The organism is Streptomyces sp. NPDC047453 (assembly GCF_040643155.1).
Classification (GTDB): Bacteria; Actinomycetota; Actinomycetes; order Streptomycetales; family Streptomycetaceae; genus Streptomyces.
In genome coordinates this window covers 22,527-30,831 of the sequence record NZ_JBEYTS010000079.1, presented here as the reverse complement: position 1 = coordinate 30,831, position 8,305 = coordinate 22,527, and the positions used below count along the sequence as shown (strand labels likewise).

Sequence of the window (8,305 nt, the reverse complement as noted above, 5' to 3'; positions counted from 1 at the left end):
AACCCCACGCTGTCCTTTCTAACATCTGTGTGGCCGCCCACCGCGCGCCAGCGCCGGTCGGTCGCCGCCGCGCCGCCCCTCCTTGCCTTCGTCACCGGGGCCGCGCGCCGTCGCCCGCCCGCGCCCACAAAGGGGCGAAGACCAGGCCAGGGCTGGACTGAGACGGCACAGCCGAGGTCAGAACAGTGCCTCCGGCGGGGGATCGGCCGGCACCGGGATAGAGGGGGCGCCGTACCCGCCCGCGGGTCCGTTGCTGAGTAACACCGGTGGGACGATGTGCACCGACTGAGGAATGAGGAGACATGCGCACACGCGTGAAGGTCGCGATAGCGGCCTTACTGGTGGCAGCTCTGGCGGCCTGCAACAACACCGGCAGCGGCGAGGACAACAAGGCGACGCCGAAACCCTCGCAGCCGCCGACAGCCGCGACGAGCACGGCACCCTCGGCGCACCTGACTTTCAATAAGGGGTACACCTGGCCGGACGGTCTGAATGTCTCCGTCATCGCCGCCCGGGTGTCCACCTACTACGACGAGGCACCGCAGGCGGGGTACACCGACTTCCGCGTGTTGCTGTACGTGTCCAACGAGGGCCAGAAGCCCGTTGACCTGCACGGGGTGACGCTCCTCGTGGACGGCGCGACGACCGGCGGCGAGGCGCAGCACAGGACGTTCGAGAGCGGGTCCAAGCCCCTGGAGGGCCAGCTGGCTCCGGGGACGGGGTCCAATTTCACCGACGACTGGTCCATGAAGACGGAGTACGGCAAGCGCATCGTCGTCAGGGTGCAACGCGTGGCGGACTACTCGGGCCAGGACTTCCCCGAGTTCACCGGCGACGTGACCGGCTGAACGAGGCCGTCATGCTCCTGGTGCGAGGCTGACGGTCTTTCTGGAGGAAGTGGGGAAAGTGAAGAGCGAGGAGATCGTAGCCCTCTTCGACGGCCGGGGCCGGATCGAGCTGACGCTCAACTTCTTGAAGGACGCCATTTCGCGCAACGTCGAGGAGATCGCCCACGCGCTCGGCTACCGGCTGCTGTCCACCGAGGTCACCGACAGCCGCACCCGCATCCGCTATCGCTTCGAACGCGACGACGCGCCGCTCGCACGCCGCCGGGCCGAGCTGACCATCGCACGCCTGCGCGCGGGCGGCCCGGTGCTGCCGGCGTGGGAGCCACCCCCGCCCCCGCCACCTTCGCCCCCGCCACCGCTACCGCCCGAATCATGGCCACCCCTGCCGCCTTCACGATAGGAGGGAAAATCTAGAAGTCCGGCTGGAGTACTAACGCGCAGGTCAGCGAGCGATAACTCCGTCTCAGTTTCCGTCTCATTCGCCCCCGTGCGGAGACGTTCACAACGGTTCACGCGACGGGCGGAGGACGAGGATGAACAAGGCTGAACGACTCCGGATCACGCTCTGACCAGTACGAACAGACCTCGAAAGCGAGTGTGGCGCAAGTCACCGAGGGTTCAAATCCCTCCGCTACCGCTTGAGAAGGGCCCCGTCCGTCAGGACGGGGCCCTTTGTGCGATCATCTACAGCGCTCGGCCCGGACGGTACCGACTACAGGCAACTCAGCGACAGGGACATCACCGACAGGGGGAGGCCGCGATGGCGATGAACGCCAAGAAGATCGCCGTCTATGTGCTCGTGGTCTTCGTGCTCTACGTGATCATCACAGATCCGAAGGGGGCCGCGGGCTACGTCGAGATAGGGTTCGAGGGCATATCCGACGCCGCCAAGGCCATCGGCGACTTCATGACGTGGCTCGCCGACGGAGGGAACTGATGATCCGCCACCTGGTCCTCTTCAAGCTCAATGAAGGCATCGAGCGGGACGATCCGCGCGTCACCGCGGGCGCCGAGGCCTTCCGCGCGCTCGGCGGGCAGATCGAGGACCTGCGCTTCTGGGAGTGCGGCTGGAACACCAGCGACCGGCCCATCGCCTACGACTTCGCGATCAACTCGGCGGTCGAGGACGCCGACGCGCTGCGCCGGTACCTGGAGCACCCGGCCCATCAGGCGGGCGTCGCCCAGTGGCGTGAGTTCGCCACGTGGGTGATCGCCGACTACGAGTTCTGACCGCCCGGTACTTCTCAGCCGTACGGCCGTACGGATGCACACTCGGCCCCGCATCGGAACGGTGCGGGGCTTCTCGACGTCTTATGCCCTATTTCATCCCTCAACACGTGCATATGCGGTGCTTGAACACGATGCACCTGTCTTGTGATGCTATGACCGCTTTTGACGGATGAGTTGATCGACGAAGAGGTGGCGTTGACCGTGTCGGCCAAGACTGCGCCGCCCCAGGATCCCGTCTCGGCCCCGACCCCGGCCACCACCACGGCCGCGGCCCCGACCACGGCCGCCCCGGCTCCGGCCGCGACCCCCACTACGGATCCGGCCCCGGCTCCGGAGAAGCGGCGCGGTGCCGACACCCGGGCCCTCACTCAGGTGCTCTTCGCCCAGTTGAAGGAGCTCGAACCCGGTACGTCCGAGCACTCCCGCGTGCGCGGGGCGCTCATCGAGGCGAACCTGCCGCTCGTGCGCTACGCGGCCGCCCGCTTCCGCTCCCGCAACGAACCGATGGAGGACGTCGTCCAGGTCGGCACCATCGGGCTCATCAACGCCATCGACCGCTTCGACCCGGACCGGGGCGTGCAGTTCCCGACCTTCGCGATGCCGACGGTCGTCGGCGAGATCAAGCGCTACTTCCGCGACAACGTCCGCACGGTCCACGTCCCGCGCCGGCTGCACGAGTTGTGGGTGCAGGTCAACAGCGCGACCGAGGACCTGACGACCGCCTTCGGCCGCTCCCCCACGACCGCCGAGATCGCCGAGCGGCTGCGCATCACCGAGGAAGAGGTCCTGTCCTGCATCGAGGCGGGACGCTCGTACCACGCGACCTCCCTGGAGGCGGCCCAGGAGGGCGACGGGCTGCCCGGGCTGCTGGACCGGCTCGGCTACGAGGACCCGGCCCTGGACGGCGTCGAGCACCGCGACCTGGTCCGCCATCTCCTCGTCCAGCTTCCCGAACGGGAACAGCGGATCCTATTGCTGCGCTACTACAGCAATCTGACCCAGTCGCAGATCAGTGCGGAACTCGGCGTCTCCCAGATGCACGTGTCCCGGCTACTCGCCCGTAGCTTCCAGAGATTGCGATCCGCAAACAGGATCGACGCGTAACCGGGAAGAGCGAATCACCCATCAGGGCAGTTCCCGACATCTTCGGGCTGAAAGGCTGTCAGACCGCTTTTTTCCAGGGCCGATTCGGTTCTGACTTGTCGACAAGTCCCTACAGCGCGTTGCCGACATGTGACATTCTGCGGGAAGCGCGTTTGCCGTGGCTTCGGCTCCGGTATTCAGGTGAGGGCTGCGTTCTCCTCGTCAGAGAGCGTGGCCGCGACCGTCCCGCGACCCAGAGGGGGTGGCATGTCCGCAGACCAGGGCAGCTCCAAGGTGCTGACGCTCACGAAGAGCGAGACGCCCTCCCCGGCGCTCGAGCCGCTCGACGCCCTCGACGACGGAGCGGCCCTCGAGGCCGCTCCCGCCCCGGCTGTTCCGGCCGCGTCGGCCTTGCCGGCCTCGGAGACCATCGACACCCGCACCCTGTCCCGCTCCCTGTTCCTGCGGCTCGCCGCCCTCGACGAGGACAGCCCCGAGCGTGCCTACGTCCGGGACACCCTGATCGAGCTCAACCTCCCGCTGGTCCGTTACGCGGCGGCCCGCTTCCGCTCGCGCAACGAGCCGATGGAGGACATCGTCCAGGTCGGCACCATCGGCCTGATCAAGGCGATCGACCGCTTCGACTGCGAGCGGGGCGTGGAGTTCCCGACCTTCGCGATGCCGACGGTCGTGGGCGAGATCAAGCGCTTCTTCCGCGACACGTCGTGGTCGGTGCGGGTGCCCAGGCGCCTTCAGGAGCTGCGTCTGGCACTCACCAAGGCCAGCGACGAGCTCTCGCAGAAGCTCGACCGCTCCCCGACCGTCACGGAACTGGCCGCCGTGCTGGGCGTGTCCGAGGAGGACGTCGTCGACGGCCTCGCGGTCGGCAACGCCTACACCGCCTCCTCGCTGGACTCCCCGACCCCCGAGGACGACGGCGGCGAGGGCTCCCTGGCCGACCGCCTCGGCTACGAGGACACGGCGCTGGAGGGCGTGGAGTACCGCGAGTCGCTCAAGCCGCTGCTGGCCAAGCTGCCGCCCCGGGAGCGGCGGATCATCATGCTCCGCTTCTTCGCCAACATGACCCAGTCGCAGATCGGCGAGGAGGTCGGCATCTCGCAGATGCACGTCTCCCGGCTGCTGACCCGGACGCTGGCACAGCTGCGGGAGGGGCTCATCAGCGACTGATCCGCACGGTCCGGCGCCTGTCGCTCGACGGGGCGTCGGACATCACGGCACGCTGCCGTGGTGACGTCGACTCCTGGCCGCCGAGGCGCCGTTCGGGCGCGTCGGCGGCCGTCGTATGCCTGAGAGCCGTTTCCCGGCCGCACACAGGGGCGGCGGGGCCGGCAGAGAGGGAGCCGACGGGGGAGAGGGGCGGCAGGCGCCGATGGACGGAGACGGGGAGCCGGAAAGAGTGGTTCGTACTGAAAGGCCGATTCGCCCTACTTGAGCGCGAGCCAGGCGACGGCCGCGACGACCGCCACCGCGGCGACGACAGCGACGATCAGCCCGACGCGCGGGCCGGAGGAGGCCTGCTGCTGCGCGCTCTGGGGGGGCGCGTCGTCGACGAAGGCGCGGAACATCTGGGTACTGCCGGCGGGGTCGTGGTTGCCCTGCGGGCCCTGGGTGTTAGCCATGGCCCGAGACCCTAGCGAAAACGCTGCCGCCGCCCAAGCGGGGGGCCCTGCACCCTATTTGGCATCCCACTTGCCACCCCGCCCGGCACCTCGCTGCACGGGGAACCTCGATGGGCGACCGGCTGTCGACTGGGTCACATCGCGGTCGCGAGGCGGCGGACAGCACCCCACCTGCGGGTTTACATTCGCCAATACTTGCCTTTGCCACGTTTTTGCGCCACCAGGGCCCGATTCGTTTGCCTGTGGCAACCAACCATCTCTACGGTTGCCCTGAGCAACGAATTCGGGAGGTGTGATGGCCGAGCAGGCGCAGTACGAAGAGCTCGCGCGTCAGCTCAGTGCCGTCGGAGCCGTGAAACGGGACATGGGGCGGATCCTGCCGCCCGACTGCCCGGGCGGCTCGGCCGCCGTGCTGACCCTGCTCGGCCGCCACGGGGACATGCGCATGAGCAAGCTCGCCGAGCTGCTCTCCGTGGACATGTCGGTGACCAGCCGGCACGTCGCGCACGTCGCCGCACGCGGCTGGATCGAGAGGATCCAGGACCCCGCGGACAAGCGTTCGCGCATCCTGCGCCTGACGCCCGCCGGGCTGGACCAGCTCGACGAGCTGACCCGGCGGAGCACCCGCCTGCTCAGCGAGCGGCTGAGCGACTGGACCGACTACGAGGTCGGCCAGCTGATCCGGCTGATGACACGCCTGCGCGCCAGCTTCGGCGACTGCCGTTCCGCTCCGGCCCGGGCCCCCGCACCCGTTGCCCCCAAGACCACCCGTACACCCGCAAGCACGTAAGAAAAGGAAGCCCATGGCAACGACCACACCAGCCGGTGTGCGGGCCCACGCCAAGCACGGAGGAGGCTCCCCCGGCAGCGCTCCGATGACGCACCGGCAGATCATGGAGGCGCTCTCCGGGCTGCTGCTCGGCATGTTCGTGGCGATCCTGTCGTCCACGATCGTCTCCAACGCGCTGCCGCACATCATCGGCGACCTCGGCGGCGGCCAGTCCGCCTACACCTGGGTGGTCACGGCCGCCCTGCTGTCGATGACCGCGGCCACTCCCCTGTGGGGCAAGCTCGCCGACCTCTACAGCAAGAAGGCGCTCGTCCAGATAGCGCTCGTCATCTTCGTCCTGGCGTCGGCCTGCGCGGGCCTGTCGCAGAACCCGGCCATGCTGATCGCCTGCCGTGTGGTGCAGGGCATAGGCACCGGCGGTCTGTCCGCCCTCGCCCAGATCGTCATGGCCGCGATGATCTCGCCGCGGGAGCGCGGCCGCTACTCCGGCTACCTCGGCGCCACCTTCGCCGTGGCCACCGTCGGCGGCCCGCTGCTCGGCGGTGTCATCACCGACACCTCCTGGCTGGGCTGGCGCTGGTGCTTCTACGTCGGCGTGCCCTTCGCGGTCATCGCGCTGATCGTCCTGCAGAAGACCCTGCACCTGCCCGTGGTGAAGCGCGAGGTCAAGGTCGACTGGGGCGGCGCGTTCCTGATCTCCGCCGCCGTGTCGCTGCTGCTGATCTGGGTCACCTTCGCCGGTGACAAGTACGCCTGGCTGTCCTGGCAGACGTACGCGATGGTCGGCGGTTCGATCCTCCTCGGTCTGCTGTTCGTGCTCGTGGAGTCCAAGGCGCGCGAGCCGATCATCCCGCTGCGGCTGTTCCGCAACCGCACCATCACGCTGGCGTCGCTCGCCTCCCTGTTCGTCGGTATCGCGATGTTCAGCGGCACCGTGTTCTTCAGCCAGTACTTCCAGCTGGCCCGGGACAAGTCCCCGACGATGTCGGGCGTCATGACCATCCCGATGATCGGCGGTCTGTTCGTCTCCTCCACCGTCTCCGGACAGTTCATCACCCGTACCGGCCGGTGGAAGATGTGGCTGGTCAGCGGTGGTGTGCTGGTGACGGCGGGGCTCGGTCTGCTCGGCACCATCCGCTACGACACGGAGTACTGGAAGACGGCCGTCTTCATGGCCCTGCTGGGCCTCGGCATCGGCATGATGATGCAGAACCTGGTGCTGTGCACGCAGAACCAGGTGTCGCCGAGCGACCTCGGCTCCGCCAGCTCCACGGTCACCTTCTTCCGCTCCCTCGGCGGTGCGGTCGGCGTCTCCGCGCTCGGCGCGGTGATGGCCCACCGGATCACCGACTACGTCAAGGACGGCCTGGCCGACCTCAGCCCGAAGTACGCGGCCGCCCTGTCCGCCTCCGGTTCGAGCGACTCCATCCCGGACATGAACGCGCTGCCCAAGCCGCTGCGCACGGTCATGGAGAGCGCCTACGGACACGGCATCGCCGACATCTTCCTGATCGCCGCCGCGCTGGCGGCGGTGGCCTTCCTGATCTCGCTGTTCATCAAGGAGGTCCCGCTGCGGACCAAGGGCGCGCTGGCGCAGGCCGGCGAGGCCGAGGCCGCGCCGGTCGACCCGGCCGCCGCCCCCGTCGTCGCCGAGGCCCGGTCCGCCGAGGCCGCGGCCGGCTCCGCCGGGGAGCGGGTGCCCAGCTGGGCGATGGCCGCCTCCCCCGCCGAGGGCGCCGGAACCGGTCCCGAGGGCACGCAGCGGCTGGCCGCGGTCGCCGCGGTGGCACCCGGTGCGCCGATCGCCGGTGCCGGCGCCGGGATTCCGGTGCACGGCTTCGTCCGGGGCGCCGAGAGCGCGCCGGTGCCGCAGGCCGCGGTCACGCTGATCTCGCTGGCGGGCCGCCAGCTGGGCCGGTCGGTCGCGCAGGCCGACGGCGCCTACACGGTGGACGCGCCGGGCGCGGGCTCGTACGTCCTGATCGCCTCCGCCGACGGCTTCCAGCCGCAGGCGTCCACGGTGGTCGTCCACGGCGAGCCGGTGGCGTACGACATCCTGCTCAGCGGCACCAGCGGGCTGGGCGGTGTGGTCCGGGCCGCCGGGTCCGGGCTGCCGGTGAAGGACGCGATGGTGATCGTCACCGATGTGCGCGGCGACCTGCTGGCCACCGGGACCACCGGGGAGAGCGGCGAGTTCTCCTTCGCCGAGCTGGTGCCGGGCGCGGTGACCGTCGCGGTGAACGCCGCCGGGTACCGGCCGCGGGCGCTGCCGGTCGAGGTGGGCGGCACCGGGGTGACCCGGGTCGAGATCGACCTGGAGGCCGGGGCGCAGCTCCAGGGCGTGGTCCGCGCTCCGCACGGTCCCCTCGCGGACGCCCGGGTGACCCTGGTCGACGCGGCGGGCAACGTGGTGGGCACGTCCACCACCGGCGCGGACGGGGCGTACGCCTTCACCGACCTGAACGGCGGTGACTACACCGTCATCGCGACGGGCTACCCGCCCGTGGCGACCGCCCTTTCGGTCACGGGCCGCGGTGTCGACGACCACGACATCGAGCTCGCCCACCCCGGCGAGTAACCCCCGGGCCAGGGTGCCCATGAGGCCCGGGCAAGGTTCCGGGTCACGGTCCGGCCCGTGGCGGGGCGCGCTCAGAGGGGAGCCGCGCCGTGCCGCGGGCCGGTCGCTTTCCGACCATTTTGCAAGGCTGTGCAGG

Annotated in this window: 9 protein-coding genes; 8 read left to right on the top strand and 1 reads right to left on the bottom strand. The window is 69.6% G+C overall.

All coding sequences use genetic code 11. The features are described from left to right. The first annotated feature begins 302 nt into the window (after positions 1–302). From ABZ818_RS36495 to ABZ818_RS36470, 6 genes are all read left to right on the top strand, one after another. Positions 303–848, top strand: a complete 546-nt coding sequence (locus tag ABZ818_RS36495; RefSeq protein ID WP_361424667.1) for a hypothetical protein — start codon at positions 303–305, stop codon at positions 846–848. Between the two features lie 58 nt (positions 849–906). Then, the gene (locus ABZ818_RS36490; RefSeq protein WP_361424664.1) at positions 907–1,248 is read left to right on the top strand and encodes a hypothetical protein; all 342 of its coding nucleotides are present in this window, start codon (positions 907–909) and stop codon (positions 1,246–1,248) included. 360 nt (positions 1,249–1,608) lie between these two features. Then, complete coding sequence (locus tag ABZ818_RS36485) at positions 1,609–1,785, top strand: hypothetical protein (protein ID WP_361424662.1); 177 nt, start codon at positions 1,609–1,611, stop codon at positions 1,783–1,785. Beyond that, a complete protein-coding gene (locus tag ABZ818_RS36480) occupies positions 1,785–2,078 on the top strand; it encodes a Dabb family protein (RefSeq protein ID WP_361424659.1) in 294 nt (97 codons plus the stop codon). Before ABZ818_RS36485 ends, ABZ818_RS36480 begins: the two co-directional genes overlap by 1 nt. A 201-nt stretch (positions 2,079–2,279) precedes the next feature. Then, positions 2,280–3,182 carry an RNA polymerase sigma factor SigF gene (locus ABZ818_RS36475; RefSeq protein WP_361424656.1) on the top strand — a complete coding sequence of 301 codons (903 nt, stop codon included), beginning with the start codon at positions 2,280–2,282 and terminating at the stop codon, positions 3,180–3,182. 246 nt (positions 3,183–3,428) lie between these two features. Further along, positions 3,429–4,349: an RNA polymerase sigma factor SigF gene (locus ABZ818_RS36470; protein ID WP_361424653.1), complete on the top strand. Its 921-nt coding sequence runs from the start codon at positions 3,429–3,431 to the stop codon at positions 4,347–4,349. A 257-nt stretch (positions 4,350–4,606) separates the two neighbouring features. Here ABZ818_RS36470 and ABZ818_RS36465 read toward each other — a convergent pair whose 3' ends face one another. After that, complete coding sequence (locus tag ABZ818_RS36465; RefSeq protein WP_361424650.1) at positions 4,607–4,801, bottom strand: hypothetical protein; 195 nt, start codon at positions 4,799–4,801, stop codon at positions 4,607–4,609. 295 nt (positions 4,802–5,096) lie between these two features. On the opposite strand from ABZ818_RS36465, the gene ABZ818_RS36460 reads away from it, so the two are divergent. Continuing rightward, the gene (locus tag ABZ818_RS36460) at positions 5,097–5,591 is read left to right on the top strand and encodes a MarR family transcriptional regulator (RefSeq protein ID WP_361424647.1); all 495 of its coding nucleotides are present in this window, start codon (positions 5,097–5,099) and stop codon (positions 5,589–5,591) included. A gap of 13 nt (positions 5,592–5,604) precedes the next feature. After that, positions 5,605–8,169 (top strand): MFS transporter, encoded by a 2,565-nt coding sequence (locus ABZ818_RS36455; RefSeq protein WP_361424644.1) that lies wholly within the window; start codon positions 5,605–5,607, stop codon positions 8,167–8,169. Positions 8,170–8,305: the final 136 nt, after the last annotated feature.

Bases quoted from the DNA above. Each gene is read 5' to 3' on its own strand.
- ABZ818_RS36480 (WP_361424659.1), top strand. From the start codon at position 1,785: ATGATCCGCCACCTGGTCCTCTTCAAGCTCAATGAAGGCATCGAGCGG.
- ABZ818_RS36495 (WP_361424667.1), top strand. From the start codon at position 303: ATGCGCACACGCGTGAAGGTCGCGATAGCGGCCTTACTGGTGGCAGCT.
- ABZ818_RS36465 (WP_361424650.1), bottom strand. From the start codon at position 4,801: ATGGCTAACACCCAGGGCCCGCAGGGCAACCACGACCCCGCCGGCAGT.
- ABZ818_RS36485 (WP_361424662.1), top strand. From the start codon at position 1,609: ATGGCGATGAACGCCAAGAAGATCGCCGTCTATGTGCTCGTGGTCTTC.
- ABZ818_RS36455 (WP_361424644.1), top strand. From the start codon at position 5,605: ATGGCAACGACCACACCAGCCGGTGTGCGGGCCCACGCCAAGCACGGA.
- ABZ818_RS36470 (WP_361424653.1), top strand. From the start codon at position 3,429: ATGTCCGCAGACCAGGGCAGCTCCAAGGTGCTGACGCTCACGAAGAGC.
- ABZ818_RS36460 (WP_361424647.1), top strand. From the start codon at position 5,097: ATGGCCGAGCAGGCGCAGTACGAAGAGCTCGCGCGTCAGCTCAGTGCC.